The sequence below is a fragment of the Novosphingobium sp. genome, assembly GCF_040079535.1.
GTDB lineage: Bacteria > Pseudomonadota > Alphaproteobacteria > Sphingomonadales > Sphingomonadaceae > Novosphingobium.
The window spans coordinates 16,424-32,708 of the sequence record NZ_JBEBKB010000009.1; the positions used below are offsets into that span (position 1 = coordinate 16,424).

General features: G+C 60.8%; 21 protein-coding genes. 11 read left to right on the forward strand and 10 right to left on the reverse strand.

Features of this window, described 5'->3' with window-relative positions:
• Positions 1–16 precede the first annotated feature (16 nt).
• The 6 genes from miaB to ABL914_RS04745 all read left to right on the forward strand — a co-directional run bounded on the left by miaB (position 17) and on the right by ABL914_RS04745 (position 5,195).
• Entirely contained in the window at positions 17–1,324 is a 1,308-nt protein-coding gene (miaB, locus tag ABL914_RS04720; RefSeq protein ID WP_391562008.1) for a tRNA (N6-isopentenyl adenosine(37)-C2)-methylthiotransferase MiaB, read from the forward strand.
• 170 nt (positions 1,325–1,494) lie between these two features.
• Positions 1,495–2,514, forward strand: a complete 1,020-nt coding sequence (locus ABL914_RS04725) for a PhoH family protein (protein ID WP_391562009.1) — start codon at positions 1,495–1,497, stop codon at positions 2,512–2,514.
• Positions 2,511–2,843: a TfoX/Sxy family protein gene (locus tag ABL914_RS04730; protein ID WP_391562010.1), complete on the forward strand. Its 333-nt coding sequence runs from the start codon at positions 2,511–2,513 to the stop codon at positions 2,841–2,843. The genes ABL914_RS04725 and ABL914_RS04730 overlap by 4 nt, the downstream gene beginning before the upstream one ends.
• Positions 2,844–2,897: 54 nt before the next feature.
• Positions 2,898–3,401, forward strand: coding sequence for an rRNA maturation RNase YbeY (gene ybeY, locus ABL914_RS04735; protein WP_391562011.1), 504 nt, complete (start codon positions 2,898–2,900; stop codon positions 3,399–3,401).
• Between the two features lie 7 nt (positions 3,402–3,408).
• A complete protein-coding gene (locus tag ABL914_RS04740; RefSeq protein WP_391562012.1) occupies positions 3,409–4,305 on the forward strand; it encodes a hemolysin family protein in 897 nt (298 codons plus the stop codon).
• 5 nt (positions 4,306–4,310) lie between these two features.
• Positions 4,311–5,195 carry a LysR substrate-binding domain-containing protein gene (locus tag ABL914_RS04745; protein ID WP_391562013.1) on the forward strand — a complete coding sequence of 295 codons (885 nt, stop codon included), beginning with the start codon at positions 4,311–4,313 and terminating at the stop codon, positions 5,193–5,195.
• Here ABL914_RS04745 and ABL914_RS04750 read toward each other — a convergent pair.
• Positions 5,192–5,632 carry a hypothetical protein gene (locus ABL914_RS04750; RefSeq protein ID WP_391562014.1) on the reverse strand — a complete coding sequence of 147 codons (441 nt, stop codon included), beginning with the start codon at positions 5,630–5,632 and terminating at the stop codon, positions 5,192–5,194. The genes ABL914_RS04745 and ABL914_RS04750 overlap by 4 nt on opposite strands.
• A 70-nt stretch (positions 5,633–5,702) precedes the next feature.
• Entirely contained in the window at positions 5,703–6,152 is a 450-nt protein-coding gene (locus ABL914_RS04755; RefSeq protein ID WP_391562015.1) for a peptidylprolyl isomerase, read from the reverse strand.
• 112 nt (positions 6,153–6,264) lie between these two features.
• Between ABL914_RS04755 and mgtE the strand changes: the two genes are divergently transcribed.
• Positions 6,265–7,695: a magnesium transporter gene (gene mgtE, locus ABL914_RS04760; RefSeq protein ID WP_391562016.1), complete on the forward strand. Its 1,431-nt coding sequence runs from the start codon at positions 6,265–6,267 to the stop codon at positions 7,693–7,695.
• Entirely contained in the window at positions 7,695–8,090 is a 396-nt protein-coding gene (locus tag ABL914_RS04765; RefSeq protein ID WP_391562017.1) for a DUF1489 family protein, read from the forward strand. Before mgtE ends, ABL914_RS04765 begins: the two co-directional genes overlap by 1 nt.
• A gap of 3 nt (positions 8,091–8,093) precedes the next feature.
• Here the strand turns inward: ABL914_RS04765 and ABL914_RS04770 are convergent, their stop codons facing one another.
• The 4 genes from ABL914_RS04770 to ABL914_RS04785 are packed head-to-tail and all read right to left on the reverse strand — an operon-like array spanning position 8,094 to position 10,003.
• The gene (locus ABL914_RS04770) at positions 8,094–8,738 is read right to left on the reverse strand and encodes an NrsF family protein (protein ID WP_391562018.1); all 645 of its coding nucleotides are present in this window, start codon (positions 8,736–8,738) and stop codon (positions 8,094–8,096) included.
• A gap of 4 nt (positions 8,739–8,742) precedes the next feature.
• Positions 8,743–9,270: a sigma-70 family RNA polymerase sigma factor gene (locus ABL914_RS04775; RefSeq protein ID WP_391562019.1), complete on the reverse strand. Its 528-nt coding sequence runs from the start codon at positions 9,268–9,270 to the stop codon at positions 8,743–8,745.
• Positions 9,267–9,731 carry a DoxX family protein gene (locus tag ABL914_RS04780; RefSeq protein WP_391562020.1) on the reverse strand — a complete coding sequence of 155 codons (465 nt, stop codon included), beginning with the start codon at positions 9,729–9,731 and terminating at the stop codon, positions 9,267–9,269. Before ABL914_RS04780 ends, ABL914_RS04775 begins: the two co-directional genes overlap by 4 nt.
• Positions 9,728–10,003, reverse strand: a complete 276-nt coding sequence (locus ABL914_RS04785; RefSeq protein WP_391562021.1) for a DUF2282 domain-containing protein — start codon at positions 10,001–10,003, stop codon at positions 9,728–9,730. The genes ABL914_RS04780 and ABL914_RS04785 overlap by 4 nt, the downstream gene beginning before the upstream one ends.
• Before the next feature lie 184 nt (positions 10,004–10,187).
• Here ABL914_RS04785 and ABL914_RS04790 point away from each other — a divergent pair, with 184 nt between their 5' ends.
• The 3 genes from ABL914_RS04790 (at position 10,188) to ABL914_RS04800 (ending at position 12,113) form a co-directional block, all read left to right on the forward strand.
• Positions 10,188–10,472, forward strand: coding sequence for a hypothetical protein (locus tag ABL914_RS04790; RefSeq protein ID WP_391562022.1), 285 nt, complete (start codon positions 10,188–10,190; stop codon positions 10,470–10,472).
• Between the two features lie 73 nt (positions 10,473–10,545).
• Positions 10,546–11,376, forward strand: a complete 831-nt coding sequence (locus ABL914_RS04795; protein ID WP_391562023.1) for a DUF692 domain-containing protein — start codon at positions 10,546–10,548, stop codon at positions 11,374–11,376.
• Positions 11,376–12,113: a putative DNA-binding domain-containing protein gene (locus ABL914_RS04800; protein WP_391562024.1), complete on the forward strand. Its 738-nt coding sequence runs from the start codon at positions 11,376–11,378 to the stop codon at positions 12,111–12,113. Before ABL914_RS04795 ends, ABL914_RS04800 begins: the two co-directional genes overlap by 1 nt.
• Before the next feature lie 211 nt (positions 12,114–12,324).
• On the opposite strand, the gene ABL914_RS04805 is transcribed toward ABL914_RS04800, so the two are convergent.
• Genes ABL914_RS04805 through ABL914_RS04820 form a run of 4 tightly spaced genes read right to left on the reverse strand, consistent with a single transcriptional unit; the run spans position 12,325 to position 16,272 of the window.
• On the reverse strand, positions 12,325–13,005 hold the full coding sequence (locus ABL914_RS04805; RefSeq protein WP_391562025.1) for a DsbA family oxidoreductase: 681 nt from the start codon (positions 13,003–13,005) through the stop codon (positions 12,325–12,327).
• Positions 13,002–13,883, reverse strand: a complete 882-nt coding sequence (nudC, locus tag ABL914_RS04810) for an NAD(+) diphosphatase (protein WP_391562026.1) — start codon at positions 13,881–13,883, stop codon at positions 13,002–13,004. The genes ABL914_RS04805 and nudC overlap by 4 nt, the downstream gene beginning before the upstream one ends.
• Positions 13,880–15,199 (reverse strand): serine hydrolase domain-containing protein, encoded by a 1,320-nt coding sequence (locus tag ABL914_RS04815; RefSeq protein WP_391562027.1) that lies wholly within the window; start codon positions 15,197–15,199, stop codon positions 13,880–13,882. The genes nudC and ABL914_RS04815 overlap by 4 nt, the downstream gene beginning before the upstream one ends.
• Positions 15,196–16,272 (reverse strand): A/G-specific adenine glycosylase, encoded by a 1,077-nt coding sequence (locus ABL914_RS04820; protein WP_391562028.1) that lies wholly within the window; start codon positions 16,270–16,272, stop codon positions 15,196–15,198. The genes ABL914_RS04815 and ABL914_RS04820 overlap by 4 nt, the downstream gene beginning before the upstream one ends.
• Positions 16,273–16,285 lie beyond the last annotated feature (13 nt).

Genomic DNA, 16,285 nt, shown 5'->3' on the forward strand with positions numbered 1-16,285 from the left:
CTATAGGCCGCAACCCATGCCCACTGCCCCGCTCCCCCGCACCTACCGCGTCAAAAGTTTTGGCTGCCAGATGAACGTCTATGATGGCGAACGCATGGCAGAATTGCTGGGCGCCCAAGGCATCCAACCCGCGCCTGAAGGCGAGGAATCCGATCTGGTGGTGCTGAATACCTGCCACATCCGGGAAAAGGCCGCCGAAAAGGTCTATTCTGATATCGGCCGGTTGCGCCGCAAGGACGGCACCGCACCCATGATCGCCGTGGCTGGCTGTGTCGCCCAGGCTGAGGGCGAAGAGATCATGGCCCGCGCGCCATCGGTTGGGATCGTGGTTGGCCCGCAGGCCTATCACCGTCTGCCGGGGATGATCGCAGAAGCCGCGCAAGGCCGCCGCGCGGTCGATACCGATATGCCGGCCGAGACCAAGTTCGATGTCTTGCCCGCCCGCCGCAAAGTGGGTGCCAGCGCTTTCCTGACAGTGCAGGAAGGCTGCGACAAGTTCTGCACTTATTGCGTAGTTCCCTACACCCGCGGCGCAGAAGTTTCGCGCTCATTCAGTGATTTGATGGCTGAGGCGGAGAGATTGGTCGAAGCTGGAGCCAAGGAAATCACACTGCTTGGCCAAAACGTCAACGCCTGGCGTGATGATGGCAACCGCGGGCTTGAAAAGTTGATTGAGGCTTTGGCAGACCTGCCAGGTCTGGCCCGCATCCGCTATACCACCAGCCACCCCAATGACATGACCGATGGCCTGATCGAAGCCCACCGCGACATCGAAAAGCTGATGCCGTTTCTGCACCTGCCGGTCCAGGCAGGGAATGACCGGGTGCTGAGAGCCATGAACCGTAGCCACACAGTTGCCAGCTATCTGAAGGTGCTGGATCAGGTTCGTACGGTGCGGCCGGATATTGCCCTTTCAGGCGACTTCATTGTCGGATTTCCGGGTGAAACTGACACGGAATTTGAAGATACGCTGAAGCTGGTTGAAATGGTTGGATATTCCCAGTGTTTCAGCTTCAAATATTCCCCCCGCCCCGGCACCCCCGCTGCAACAATGGATGGGCAGGTGCCCACGCAAGTCATGGATGAACGCCTGCAACGCCTGCAAGCCGCGCTCAATGTTTCGCAGCAAGCCTTCAACCACGCATCGGTCGGGCGGCGCTGCCAGGTTCTGGTCGAACGCAAGGGCAAGCTTGATGGCCAGTGGCTGGGCAAATCACCATGGCTGCAATCGGTCCATTTCATCGGCGATGCAGCGATCGGTGATCTGGTTGACGTGGACCTGATCGAGGCCGGTGGAATTTCGCTGTCAGGCCGCTTGGTCTAGGGTCAGGGCCGGTTCCGACCGCAAACGCCAGTCAAAGTTCGGCAATTTGGATCGGCTGACCGCTTTTCTCAAGGTGGCTTCACCAATCGGCTTGCGCCCTCGCGCGCGATGCCTAATCTTGCGAATCGAGGCCGCACCGGCCTCATGAAAGGAGCGCATCCAAAGCCCCCATGGCTCGCAAACCAGCCCGCGCCTATCACGAGGCCCCCACCCGTCCGGCGCCAAGCCGGGCCCGGACCGAAATCGAATTCGACGAGCCAACGATCCTCGGCGCGTTGTTCGGACAATTCGATGCCAACCTTGTCCTGATCGAGAACCGGCTGGGCGTGTTTATTTCAGCACGCGGCAACCGGGTTCAGATTGAAGGCAGTGATGATGGGGTGGGCCGTGCGCGTGATGTGCTGAAAGCAATGCACCAGCGGCTGCTGAAGGGTGAGGAGCTTGATCCCGGCGCGGTTGAATCGATCATCATGATGTCAGCCGAACCGACGCTTGAAGGGATCGTCAGCGGCGATGATGGCGCACCGCCGATCATGATCCGCACCCGCAAGAAGACTATTGTCCCGCGCAGCGCGATGCAGATCGAATACATGCGCGCGCTCGCCTCAAAGGATGTGATTTTCGCGTTGGGCCCGGCCGGCACCGGCAAGACCTATGTCGCTGTGGCCCAGGCGGTCAGCCAGTTGATCACCGGATCGGTCCAGCGCCTGATCCTTTCACGCCCGGCGGTAGAAGCAGGTGAACGACTGGGGTTCCTGCCCGGCGACATGAAGGAAAAGGTCGATCCCTATCTGCGCCCGCTTTACGATGCGCTGTATGATTGCATGCCGCCCGAGCAGGTTGAGCGGCGCCTTGCCAGCGGCGAGATAGAGATTGCGCCGATCGCGTTCATGCGCGGCCGCACCCTGGCAGACAGCTTCATCATCCTCGATGAAGCACAAAACACCTCGCGCGAGCAGATGAAGATGTTCCTCACCCGGTTCGGCCAGAACAGCCGGATGGTGGTCTGCGGCGATCCCAAGCAAGTCGATATCCCCGGCGGCCCGGCAATGAGCGGACTGAACGACGCGGTGGGCAGGCTGGACGGGGTAGAAGGGATTGCAATCACCCGCTTCAGCGTGAGCGATGTGGTGCGCCACCCGATCGTGGGGCGGATCGTTGAGGCTTATGAGGGGCAGGACGCCGCATGACGACCGAACAGCGCACTGTTGACGTATTGCTTGAACAGTTAGCGGCGGTAGCTGGCCTATCCGCGCGCAAGATGTTTGGCGAATACGCACTCCAGTTTGATGGCAAGACCGTGGCACTGGTTTGCGATGACCAGCTCTTCGTGAAACCAACTGCAGGCGGCCGCGCCTTTATCGGAGAAACGGACGAAGCCCCGCCATATCCGGGCGCAAAACCCAGCTTGCGGATAGATGCCGAACGCTGGGACGATGCCGATTGGCTATGCGGATTGCTCCGCATCACCATCGCTGAAGTCCCTTTGCCCAAGCCGAAAAGGCCGAAGAAAGCTTAGTCACATCTAGAAATCGGTCTGCAATTCTGCCATGATTTGCTAGAGCGCCCGGGTATGCTCACGCTTGATATAGATTGCACTTGGCCCACCCCATCTGGATGGACGGACTTGGCCGCGCGCGTGCTCAAGGCGGCACAAAAGGTGACGCCCGAACTCGCGCATCCCCGCCTGTCCGCCTCAATCCTGCTCGCCGATGATGCCGAAGTTCACGCGCTCAACCGCGAATGGCGCGGCATGGACAAGCCGACCAATGTGCTGTCGTTCCCGATGCTGGAACGAGACGAGCTGCTGGCCCTGCCCGCAGAAGGCCCACCCGAACTGCTCGGTGATCTGGCGCTGGCGCTCGAGACTTGCACGCGCGAAGCGGCGGACAAGGGCATAAGCCTTGAGCATCACACCGCGCACCTGCTTATTCACGGCCTGCTCCATCTGGCCGGCTATGATCACGAAACCTCTGCCGAAGATGCCCGCACGATGGAGCTCCTCGAAATAAAGGCGCTTGCACAGATGGGCATTGCCGACCCATATGGCGACCACGACGAAGCACAGGGACTTTAGCGGCGCAATGGCCGAATTATCTTCCGGAGACGGGGACAGTAGAAGCTGGCTGGCCAGCATGGTCCGCCGTCTGAAAAACATGGCCGAGCCAGACCAATCGCTGCGCGCCCAGCTTGAAGAAGCAATTGACGAGCACGAGGAAGACGGCGGCGAGGATGCCGACGGCGATCTTTCCCCGCTGGAACGCCAGATGCTGCGCAATTTGCTGCACTTCAGCGAACATGATGCCGATGATGTGGCAATCCCCCGCGGCGAAATTATCGCCGTGCCGATCACCGCTAGCTGGGACGAAGTGGTGGCCGCCTTTGCCGAGCATGGCCATTCGCGCCTGCCGGTCCACGGCGAAACGCTGGACGAAATCAAGGGCATGATCCTGATCAAGGATGTGTTCAATCATCTGGCAATCGGCAAACCGCCCAAGGATTGGACAGCGCTGATGCGCCAACCGCTGTTTGTGCCGCAGGCCCGAAATGCACTCGACGTGCTGAACGATATGCGTGCATCCCGCGTCCATCTGGCGATTGTGGTTGATGAATATTCTGGCACCGATGGGATAATCACCTTCGAGGATCTGGTTGAGGAAATCACCGGAGAGATCGAAGACGAGCACGACGATGAACCCGAACAGCTTTTGTTGCCGCTGGAAGGCGGGATCTGGCTGGCCGATGCCCGGGCCGAACTGGACGATGTTGGCGAAGCGATTGATCCGCGCCTGGCTGAGGTTGCGGAAGACGTTGATACCCTGGGCGGACTGGCCTTCATGCTGGCCGGGCAAGTCCCCGCTATCGGGGCGATGCTGCAGCATGACAGCGGCTGGACGCTGGAAGTTGTTGCAGGCGATGAAAAACGCGTTACCCGTCTGCGCCTGCACCCGCCTGCTCCCCAGGAAGAAACCGAAGAGTAACCCCCTTGGCAATCAGACGCCTTCCCCCTTTGCGTGCGATAGAGGCGTTTGTGCGGATTGTCCGGCTTGGCAGCGCGCGGGCAGCAGCGGACGAATTGGGGCTTTCGCCATCCGCGCTTTCGCGCCGGGTTGCCGCGCTTGAGGACTTTATCGGCAAGCGCCTGTTCACCCGCCAGCATCAGGCGATGCGGCTGACCGATGATGGCCAGGCATTCTATGATGCCGTCAGTCCCCGGTTCGATGAACTGGCGGCCGCGGTTGAAGGCCAGGTTGAAGACAGCAAGGTGCTGCGGCTGCATCTGGGTTTGCTGCCGTTGTTCGGCAGCCAGCGGCTGTTTCCGCGGCTACCTGAATTGCGCAAGGCCCATCCGCGCCTGCACATAGATTTCGATACCAGTCCGCATCTTGATCACCGGGTAGGCGATACGCTGGATGCGGCGATCATCCTTTCGAAACAGCCAGAACCGATGTTCCATGCGGTGCGGCTTGATCACAACCGGGTCTATGCCTTCACCTCGGCCGCGCTGGTGGAAGAGATCGGCAGCCATCCCGATGAAGCCGAACTTTCCAAGCAGACTTTCCTGATCCACACCGAGCTGCCCGACAGTTTTATCGCATGGAAGAAGGCCATCGGCCTGCCCGGACTGGAGCCGGCTGCAGTGGATCATTACGATTCGGGCCAGCTGATCCTCGAAGCCGCCGCCAACGGCCTTGGCATCGCGATCATGCACGATGATCACTTTCATCGCAGCCATGACAAGCGGCTTGCCAAGCTGTTCGATGTTGAGGTGGAAAGCCCGTATTCCTACTGGTTCATTTGCCGCCCACACGCGCTGGAAGTGCGCGCTGTGCGGATATTCCATGATTGGATATCGAAGGCCGGGCTTTAGGCGGCCAATGCCCATCCTCCGGGCTCATCATCGTTACCAGCTGCGCATTCTGCGCGCCGGGTCGGGCGGTTGCGGCGGGCGCGCATCCGTCCTTTGAGGTAGTTTGACAGGCCCGCCGCGCGCGCGCCAATCACCGCAACCCCGATCCCCGCGATTGCATCAACCAGCGTGGTGATTTCAAACATTGCAACCCATCCCGCAATTTCGGGCAGGATCATGGCCAGAAACAGCGGCGCATCGCCTTGCAGCGCCCAGAAGCCAGCATAGATCAATAGAGCAAAGCCGATACCAACAAGCGCGCGGCCCAGCCCGATCCTGCTGCGGATCGCTGTAACAAGGCCCAGGGTCTGGTGCGCGGCAGCGCGGCTGAGCTGCAGGTCGGGCCAAATCAGGCAGGCGCCAAGCAGCAGTCCAAAAAGTGCAGTCAGAATCAACAACGCCGCTCTCCCCTGATCTTTGATTTGATCTGGGGAGAAGCGGCGCAGTTACAAGTGGCGGATTGCTGGTTTAGCTGACAACCGCCTTGGTGATCACGCCCGGTTCGCGCGGCGGCTCACCCTTGGGCAGCGCATCAACGTGTTCCATGCCTTCTTCAACAACGCCCCACACGGTATATTGCCGATCGAGGAAACTGGCATCATCAAAGCAGATGAAGAACTGGCTGTTGGCCGAGTGCGGCGCATTGGTGCGCGCCATTGAACACACGCCGCGCACGTGCGGTTCGGCGTTGAATTCGGCTTGCAGATCAGGCTTGGACGAACCACCCATTCCGCTACCATCAGGGCAGCCGCCCTGCGCCATGAAACCGGGGATCACGCGGTGAAACTTGACCCCGTCATAAAAACCTTCGCCCACAAGCTCGGTAATCCGTTCAACGTGGCCGGGGGCCAGATCGGGGCGCAGCTTGATTTTCACGTCACCGCCCGAGCTGAGCGACAGGGTAAGGTATTCAGACATTGCAGTGTTCTCCTGAGAATTTGCGCACCGATATAGGGTGCTTGCCGACAATGTCACGCCTGTGCGGCCAGCCGGGTTGCTTTTGCAAACAACGGTCCTAGAGCCTGAGACCATGAGTCCAGAGGAACTCCTTGAAGCGCAAACAACTGCGGCCGGCGCTGCCGCCGTTGCCGCGCCTGTCGAAGACAGCCTGGACGAAGAGAACACCCTCAAGAAAGACTATGTTCGCAAGGTTCGCGATGCGCTGGAAGCAGGCGATAACGAGCGGGTCTATGAACTGGTTGAGCCGCTTCACCCGGCCGATGTGGCCGATCTGTTCGAACTGGTAGAGGCCGAAAAGCGCCCCGCGCTGGCCAAGGCGATTACAGATCTGATGGGTTCGGAAGTGTTCGCCGAACTGAACGATCACGTTCGCGAGCTGCTGGTTGAATCGCTCCCCGCAGGCGAAATTGCCGATATCGCCGAACAGCTTGATACCGACGATGCTGTGGCGATGCTGGAAGACCTCGATGAGGACGATCAGCAAGCCGTGCTGGCCGAGATGGAGCCAGAAGATCGTGCTGCGATTGAATCTGCGCTGTCCTATCCAGAGGAAACCGCCGGGCGCCTGATGAGCCGCGATTTCGTTGCGGTGCCAGAGCATATGACCGTTGGTGATCTGATCGATTTCCTGCGCGACGGGCGCGAACTGGCCAACGAATTCTGGGAAGTATTCATCGTTGATGCGCGGCACCATCCCATCGGTTCGTGCGCGCTCAGCTGGGTTTTGCGGACCCCGCGCAATATCGCGCTGACCGATGTGATGACCCGCGAGCAAACGCTGATTCCGGTCAGCATGGATCAGGAAGAAGTGGCGCTCCGGTTCCAGAAATACTCGCTGATCTCTGCCGCAGTGGTCGATCCGGATGGGCGGCTGGTGGGCCAGATCACGGTCGATGACGTGGTCCACATCATTCAGGAAGAAGCTGGCGAGGATGTGCTGCTGCTTTCGGGCGCGGGTGATGGCGATATCAACGAACCGATCCGCGAAAGCTATATCAGCCGGGTTCGCTGGCTGATCGCCAACCTGATCACCGCGCTGCTGGGGGCGACGATCATTTCCAGCTTTGGCGGGGCGATTGAAAAACTTGTCGCCCTGGCCGCGCTTTCCCCGATGGTTGCTTCGATCGGCGGCAATGCCGGCACACAAACCATGGCCGTCGCCGTGCGCGCATTGGCCACGAACCAGCTGACCCGGGCCAATACCGGGCGGATCGTGCTGCGTGAAATGCGGGTCGCGATGCTCAATGGAGTTACTGTCGCGGCGCTGATCGGCGTGGCAACCGCTCTCTTCTTCGCCAATCCGCTGCTGGGTGCGGTGATCGGCACAGCAGTGGTGATCAATATCATTACCGCCGGGCTAGCCGGCGTTGTGGTGCCGGTTACGCTTGATCGGTTGGGCCAGGATCCAGCAGTAGCAAGTTCGGTTTTTGTGACGATGATCACCGATTCGATGGGCTTTTTCGCCTTCCTTGGCCTGGCCGTGCTTAGCAAGCTGGTCTGATGCCGCTGCACCTGACCAAGGTTGCATTCAAGGCAACCTCGCTTGAAGAAGTCCACGGCTGGTTTGCCAGCCGGGGTGATGTGAGCAAGCTGACCACGCGCTATCTGCCAAAACGCCATGCCGAACTGATCGGCGGCTCGCTGTTCTGGATTTTCAAACGCCAGCTGGTTGCCCGCAGCGAAATCCTGGGTTTCGAGGAAGCCGAAGGCGGGCGCACCCATATCCTCATTTCATCAAAACTGATCGACGTGATGCCCAAGCCGCATCGGGCGCATCAGGGGTGGCGATATCTGGATGATGATGATGCCCCGCTCGATCTGGCCCCGGGCGAAGTTGCCGGTGATGCAATGCCCGGTAAACTGGCCGCCGATCTGGCTCGTCTGGGGTTGGTCTGAATTTCACCAGGCAATCAGGCGCGGCACGATCAAGCGGCCCAAAAGCCCCGCCAGCACCACCGTCAGCCCATGCCAGATTCCGATGTGAATCAATTCATTGTGCGGACAGAACAGGGAAATGGCGAAAGTCCCGGCAGAGCCTGCCGCCACGCCGGTCAGCAAACCCGCACGCCGGGGCAACGATGGTGCCCCGCGGCGCAGCCACAGGGTTAAAGCTGCAGCGGTAAACAAGCCCCAGATCAGCCCAAATTCCAGACAGTTGGCGCCATCCAAAGCAAGTCCGCTGGGTGAACCGCGCCACCAGGCCGCGGCGATAATGATCAGCGCGCCCAGCGGAAGCGTGGCGGCCATCAGGGCGGTCCAGCCCCACCCTTCGCGGCGCCCGCCAACATAGGGCCGGGCCATATCCACCGCGGCCCAGGCAGAGGCCAGCGCCAGGACAAGGAACAGCCCCGACCCCAGCAGCGCCAAAGCATCGGGGCGGCCAGCGGCCAGATCGGCACGCGGCCCAAACACCAGCAACGTTCCAGCTACACCGCACCCCAGCGCCAGGACGGCCAGCCCCATCCCGCTGCTTTGGCGCAATGGCTGAACCGGCCGGAGATCGGCAACCAGGCCGGCGATAAAGTCTTCAGAATTCCGGGCCATATTCTCAGCCTCTTTCAATTAGTGCTGCAAGCCGCTTAAGCCCGCGATGGATATTGACCTTGACCAGGCTTTCGCTTTGACCCGTGCTTTGGGATGCCTCTGCAATCGAAAGTCCTTCGATCTTGACCAGTTCAATCGCGCGCTGCTGCGCATCGGGCAACAGTTCAAACAGGCGCTCCAGGCTGATCCGCGCGGTGATTTGCGGTTCGTCGGTATGATCATCGACCTGCTCGGCGCTCAACTCGTCTTCGGCGCGGCGATAAATCAATCGCAGGTGATCGACATAGCGATAGCGCGCAATCGCTACGAGCCACGGTGTAAACGGGCGCGACGGTTCAAAACTGGCCAGCTTGCGATGCACTGAAAGCAAGGTTTCCTGGACCAGATCATCCAGCTGACAGGGCGTGGTGCGGCGCCGGAAATAGCGTTGAAGCCACGCCTTTGCAGCGCCCAGCAAGGCCGCATAGGCCTGCTGGTCGCCGCGCTGGGCCAGGCCCGCAAGCCGGGTCAAAGTGGCTTCATCCGCGATCAAGCACGCCTCCGTGAAAGCAGTGCATCAAGGCTTAGCAGCCCGCCACCCTTCAAGACCAGCACCAGTGCCAGCGCAGCCCACAGCGAATGCTGGGCCCACCATTCCTCAGGATAGACAAACAGCTGGATCACTAGCGTCATGCCAAGCAAGCCCAGCGCCGAAGCCCGGGTAAACAGGCCCAGCAGTAGGAACACTGGCAGCAAATGCTCGGCCGCATTGGCCATCACCGCAGCAAATTCAGGCGGAAGTGGGACGCCCGAATATTCGGTGCGGAACAGCTCATGCGTGCTGTCGGTCAACTGAAACCAGCTGCCCTCTTCAACCTTGGTCTGGCCTGATCGCCAGAAGATTCCGCCCAGCACCAGCCGCACAAACAGCAACAGCGCGCTTTCCGGCACATTGCCGGAAAGCCGCTGAACGACCGCGTCATAGTGCTTGAGTGGCGCGGCCAGCAGGCTCATGCCTGGGGCACCAGGGTGCCGTGCCCCTTGGGGGTCTTGATCGTCAGGCAAGTGCCCTTGGGAACCAGTGTCCAGGCATTGCCCTGATAGTCGCGGGTGGAAGAACCGGCGCAGCTGGTGCCAGGGCCGGCTTTGCAATCATTCTTGCCAGCCTTTGAAACGCCATAGCACTTTTCCATCGGCTTGGCCGGGGCATTGCCCGCGCCGGCTGCGCTGGCGATAGCAGCCATCGCAATAGCGGCGATCGCGGCGGTGGTCTTGGCATTCTTCATTGGCTGGTCCTTGAATCTCGTCACCCCGCCGCCGCTGCGGCAGGTAACCGTCAATTCGAGGGCAATACGTCCAAGGTTACAGCGCGTCCCTGAAAATTATTCCGACCCAGCGCTGTAACCGGTGCTATCCTTGCGGCGAACTAACCGATGCCACCTTGGCACCATCGCCATTCGGAGAGAGACAATGATCACCATCAAAACTGGAACCACCCTTGCCGCAGCAGCAGCCGGCTTGGCGCTTGCCGCCATCGCCAGTGCCGCCACCCCGCCGGCCGGCAGCAGCGGCACTGCCATCGGTGCGAATGACACCGTGCATTGCTACGGCGTCAACAGCTGCAAGGGTACCGCCGATTGCAAGACGACCGAGCAGGAATGCAAGGGCATGAACGCATGCAAGGGCCATGGTTTCAAGGCGATGACTGCTGCTGATTGCCTCAAGCGTGGCGGGACCATCGGCGACATCGGCTGATCGGAATTCCTCCCAGGCCCGGCCGGTTCTTACCCCTCCGCCGGTCGGGCCACATTTGATCCGAAAGCATTTGATGAGCGAGACGATTTCATCCTTCACCGGCTTTGGTCTGGGGTTGCGAAAGGAACACCATGCGCTGTTCCTAGACGAAGCGCAGCCGGTTGATTTTGTAGAGATCATTTCGGAAAATTTCATGGCTTGCGGCGGGCGGGCGTTGCACACGCTGGATGCGATGCGCGAGCGTTACCCGGTGATCATGCATGGGGTATCGATGGGCATTGGTTCGCCGCATGGCCTGAACCGCGAATATCTGGACGAACTGAAGTGCCTGGCAGACCGGGTAAATCCACTGTGGGTTTCGGATCATCTGTGCTGGACCGGGCTACCCGGCCACAATTCGCATGATCTGTTGCCGCTGCCCTATACCAACCAGGCGCTGGAAACCTGCATCGCCAATCTGCTCCACGCCCAGGCGCTGCTGGAACGGCCGATGCTGGTCGAAAATCCATCAAGCTACGTGACATTCGCAGAAAGCACGATGAGCGAATGGCAATTTCTGGCGGCACTGGCGCAGGATAGCGGCTGCTATTTGCTGCTCGATATCAACAATGTCTTCGTATCGAGTGTCAATCATGGCTTCGATCCACTTGAATTCCTGCGGGCAATTCCCGCCGACAGAGTCCGCCAGATCCACCTTGCAGGGCATAGCCAGGGGCCCGAAGGCATGTTGATTGACACGCACGACGCCCCGGTTTGTCCTGAGGTTTGGGCGCTTTACCAACGCGCACTGGATCGCTTTGGTCCCTGCGCCACCATGATCGAGCGCGATGATGCCATTCCGCCTTTGCCCGATTTACTGGCCGAGCTTGATCAGGCTCGCCTGGCCGCGCGCGAGCTGGTCTGATGCTGGCAAAGCTCCAGCGCCGATTTATCACAGAAATCGCCGAGGGTGATGATGGCCCGGCCAGTTCATCGCGCGGAATGGCGATTTACCGCAACGCCTACCGCGCACGGCTGGCTGACGCACTCGCTACCAGCTTTGAACGGACCCAATACTGGGTGGGAGACGAGCTGTTCAGCGCAGCCAGCGCGCACTACATTCTGACCCAACCTCCGGTCAGCTGGACCCTGGACGCCTATGGCGCGCAATTTCCGGCCGCGCTGGCCAAATTGTTCGGGGAAGATCCCGAAGTGGCGGAGCTGGCCTGGCTCGAATGGCACATGCAGCAAGCTTTCGCGGCCCGTGATATCGGCGCTTTGACCGCAGCAGACCTGGCGCAGGCCGGGCTGGCTGAAAGCGATTGGGAGGATTTGCGATTGGTCCCGGCTGCGGGATTTGCCTGCCGCCCGATCACCCACGATATCGCCAGTTTGTGGCATGGATTGAGCGGCACCGCAGATGATTTGCCGCCAATGCCGAACGCAGATGAAGCCGTACTGCTGATCTGGCGCAAAGATTTCTCACCGCAATTTCGGCAGATCGGCCCAGCTGAATGGGCCGCGCTGGATCCCATGCTGCGCGGCGATAGTTTTGGCGCAGTGGCTGCCGCAGCCGGTGAACACGGCATTGCCCTGCTCGGTCAGTGGTTTGCGCAGTGGCTGGGCGAAGGCCTGTTCAGCGCGATCAGGCTGCCGACTTGACCCCAAAAGCAGATTGCCTCTATTCTGACCCAAACCCGCCCTATGCTGAGCTTATAGGAAGCGAAGCTGGCCGTAGGCCAACCACTGTCCTTTTCTTCGTGCAGCAGCGCGCAATTGCTTGAAGAAAAAGCAGTCCTTCGACAAGCTCAGGAAACACGGGATTGGGGGAAGGTGATTCACATTTCCCAATCACCGCCTTAGCTTCTGGACATCAATTCTTGCGCCCGACGACCCGCCGCAGCGCATTAGTATAGACCTCTGGTTCCTGGGCGCCGGGGATCAGGTATTTCCCATCGACCAGCATCGCCGGAACCCCGGAAATGTTCATATCCCAGGCACTTGCCTCTTCCTGCCGGATGATAACCCCCAGCGCTTCATCGGCCAAAGCGGCGTGGCAGGCATCAGGATCCAGTCCAAGGCCGGCTGCAATATCGACCAGAACCTGCCGCTCGGAAACATTAAGGCGCTGCTGGAAGTGGGCATCAAACAGCGCCAATTTGAGTCGGTTCTGCATCATCGCCCCATGCTCGATCAGCGCCCATTTGAGCAATTTGTGCGCAGCGAATGTGTTCCAGATCATCGCTTTGGGCGGATCGCCGGGGCCGGCATAGTCAAACGAATATCCGGCGCGTGCGCCGATCGCCAAAAGTTGCCCGCGATTGGCCTCGGCCTGCTGAGGTGTTCGGCCATATTTGCGGGCGATGTGCTCACTCTGCCCTTCGCCCTCTGCTGGCATATCGGGGTTTAGTTCGAACGGCAGCCAGCGCACTTCGGCTTCGATCTCTCCCTTCAGCGTCTCCAGCCCCTTCATCAGCTGGCTGTATCCGATGATGCACCACGGGCACATCACATCGGAATAGATGTCGATTGTCAGCTTTTCCGGTGCCGTCATCGGGCCAGCCACCATTTGAGGAGATGATGCGCGATAGCCTGCGGGGGAGGCGCGATGAAGCGGCCGTCCTCACTGCCGCCCATGGCATAGGCCACATCTTCACGGGTGAACCAATCAGCTTCTTCCAGCTCGGTCATGTCGATCGTCAGCTTCCCGTCAAGCGCGTGCGAGTGGCAACCGATCATCAGGCTGGACGGGAACGGCCAGGGCTGACTGCCAACATACGTGACATCGCGCACAGTCACTCCAGCCTCTTCCATAACTTCGCGGGCCACCGCTTCCTCGATACTTTCACCCGGCTCGATAAATCCGGCCAGGGCCGAAAAGCGCCGCGCCGGAAAGCGCGGCTGGCGACCCAGCAGCAGGTGGCCTTCATGCTCAACCAACATGATAGTAACTGGATCAACCCGTGGGAAATGCTCAGCCTTGCAGACATCGTTGGTGCAGTTGCGTTGCCAGCCGCCTTTGGTAAGTATCGTAGGGCATCCGCAGCGCGCGCAATAGCGGTGTCGGGCATGCCAATCGACCAGCGCGCGGGCGGTGCCATAAGTCGCCAGTTCGGCGCTTCCAAGCGATGACATCGCCGCCCATAGCCGCGGATTTGCAGGGGCCACACTGCCCAGCAAGCTTGGCGAGACTTCGGCAAAACAGGCTTTGCCCTGGGCCAGGCCAAGGAACACCAGCTCGGCTGATGGCGCGGCATCGGCCAAAGTGCCCCAAGCCAGGTTTCCTTCAGGATCGAATTGCGGATCCAGCCCATCAAGCCGCAGCAGCCGCGCCCGCCAGTCCATCAACCCGGCCAGCGCATCGGCATCCGCGCGAATATGATCGGCCCGGTCCAGCCCAGAACCGGCAAATGCGATTGCCCCGATGCTCACCGCCGGCGCTTGCCCTTGGCGGCCGTATCGGCATCAACCGCTGCGTTGAATTCGTCGAAGATCGGATAGCGATCGGTCGGCATGTATTGGACATATAGCCCTGTTCGCAGACGACTTTTTACATTGCAGTAGCCGATTGTCCCGGCCGCACCCGACCAGCCATAGACCCCAGCCCGTTTGCCAACGCCAACCACACCGCCCGCACCGAAATGTTCGCCAGCGATCCAGGTTCCCGAAAGATCGGCACCAGCGGGCAACAGGTTAGAGGTGCCAAGCCGCACAGCCGCTTCGCTCATCACCCGGCCCCGGCGATGCCGCCCGGCATTGACCACCATCGATAGGAACCGGTCAAAATCGGCCGGACTGGTCACAAGGCCCGAACCGCCAAACGCAAACGGTGTTGGCTTCAGGTAGATCGAGGTCTTGGGCTGATCGATCGGAAATGGCTTGGCGTTCGCGCTGACGGCATAATTGGTGGTCAGATGATCGATCTCGGTTGCCGGCACCTGGAAAAAGCTGTCCGCCATCCCCAGCGGGCCCAGCAACCGGTCCTGCACAAACTGGCCAAAGCTTTTGGCCCCGGCGGCGCGCTGGATGATGATCCCCAGCACATCAAGGCTCATCGAATAGCGCCAGATCCGGCCTGGCTCATAGCATAGTGGCACCGTGGCGGCACGGCGCAGGAATTCTTCCGGATCCGGCGTAGCAGGCCCCCCGCCCAGTCCCGGAATCGGCAAATTGGTGATGATCGCCGGGGTCAGGCCCAGCCGCTCAAGCTCCTTGGCGATCGGCTTGTTCTTGCCGATTCCGGCATAGCCCATTCCGGCAGTGTGGGTCAGCAAATGCCGTACAGTAATCAGGGTTTCGGCGGGCCGTGCATCCAGGCCTTTGTCTGGATCAATCGCCACGTTCATCCTGGCAAATTCCGGCGCAAAATCCGCGATCGGTTGATCAAGCTTCAGCTTGCCATCGGCGATCAGAATCATCGCGGCCATGCCGGTCAACGGCTTGGTCTGCGAATAGGCGCGGTACAGGCTTTCCGGTCCCGCCTGATCCTTGTCATCAAAGCCTTCAAGCCCGGCGCTGATGTAGCTGGGTTCCCTATCGCCCCACCCCAAGGCTGCGGTCATTCCGGCAACCTTGGCTTCGCTGACATAGCGGTTGATCATGGCTGTAACCTTGGGCCAGGCCGCGCCTGCGCCCGGCGCATTGCGCGCGAATGCCGGAAATGCCGGAGCGCCAGCCAGCAGCGCCGCACCGCCCAGCCAGGCGCTGGATCGTAGCAATTCGCGGCGTGAAAAATCATTCTGGCTCAACCGGTTTCTCCCTGTATTTCGGTCACGACCGCAAGCCGCGCCGCTTTTGCAAACAGTGTGGGAAGTCCGGCTTCTTCAATCCGGTCCATCGGCCACCATTCGCCTTGGTGCGGCTCTAGCCTAGCCCAATCGCCGCCCGAATAAAGCATCAATTGCAATTCGAGATCGAAATGCGTGAAGCTGTGGCGAACCACCCCGCCGCTTTGCCAATTGCCAGCCAGGGGCGGATCGCCTTGCCCATCACCGCGGGCCGACCAGCTATCGCTGGGCAAGGCGCGCATGCCCCCCAGCATCCCCTTGGCCTCGCGCCGGACCAGCCAGACTGCGCCATCCCGCACAATCCAGAATGTCTGCCCGCGCCGCACCGGCTTGGTCGCTTTGGGCGGCTTTACCGGAAAGCGTTCAGGCCCGGCAGCGCGGCCATGGCAATGCGTTTGCAGCGGGCAGAGCGCACAGCGCGGCTGGCGTACCGAGCAAATCCCCGCCCCCAGATCCATCATGGCCTGGGCAAAGTCGCCGGGTCGGTCGGCCGGGGTCAGCTGGTCCACAGCCGCCCAGATTGCCGCGCGGCTGGCCGGCAACGGGGTATCGATTGCGCGCAGCCGGGCCACCACCCGTTCAACATTGGCATCGACCACCGCGGCCCGTTCACCAAACGCGATCGCCGCAACTGCGGCAGCAGTATAGGCCCCCAGCCCCGGCAGCAGGCGCAAATCCGTCTCTGTTTGGGGAAACTGCCCGCCGCGCGCCGCCACAGCGCGGGCGCAGGCAATCAGATTACGGGCGCGGGCATAATAGCCAAGCCCGGCCCACGCCGCCATGACATCGGCATCTTCGGCCCCGGCCAGGGCCAGGACGGTTGGCCAACGCTGGGTGAACCGTTCGAAATAGGGGATCACAGCAGCCACCGTGGTTTGCTGCAGCATCACTTCGGACAACCAGACGCGGTAAGGCCAGTTGTCATCGTTGGCGGGCGGCGGTTGGCCCGGCGGGCTGCGCCATGGCAGGCTGCGATGGCTGGTATCATACCATGCCAGCAGGGCAGCAGAGACTGTCTTGGCGCTGGCATCCATCGCTTCGCTATGG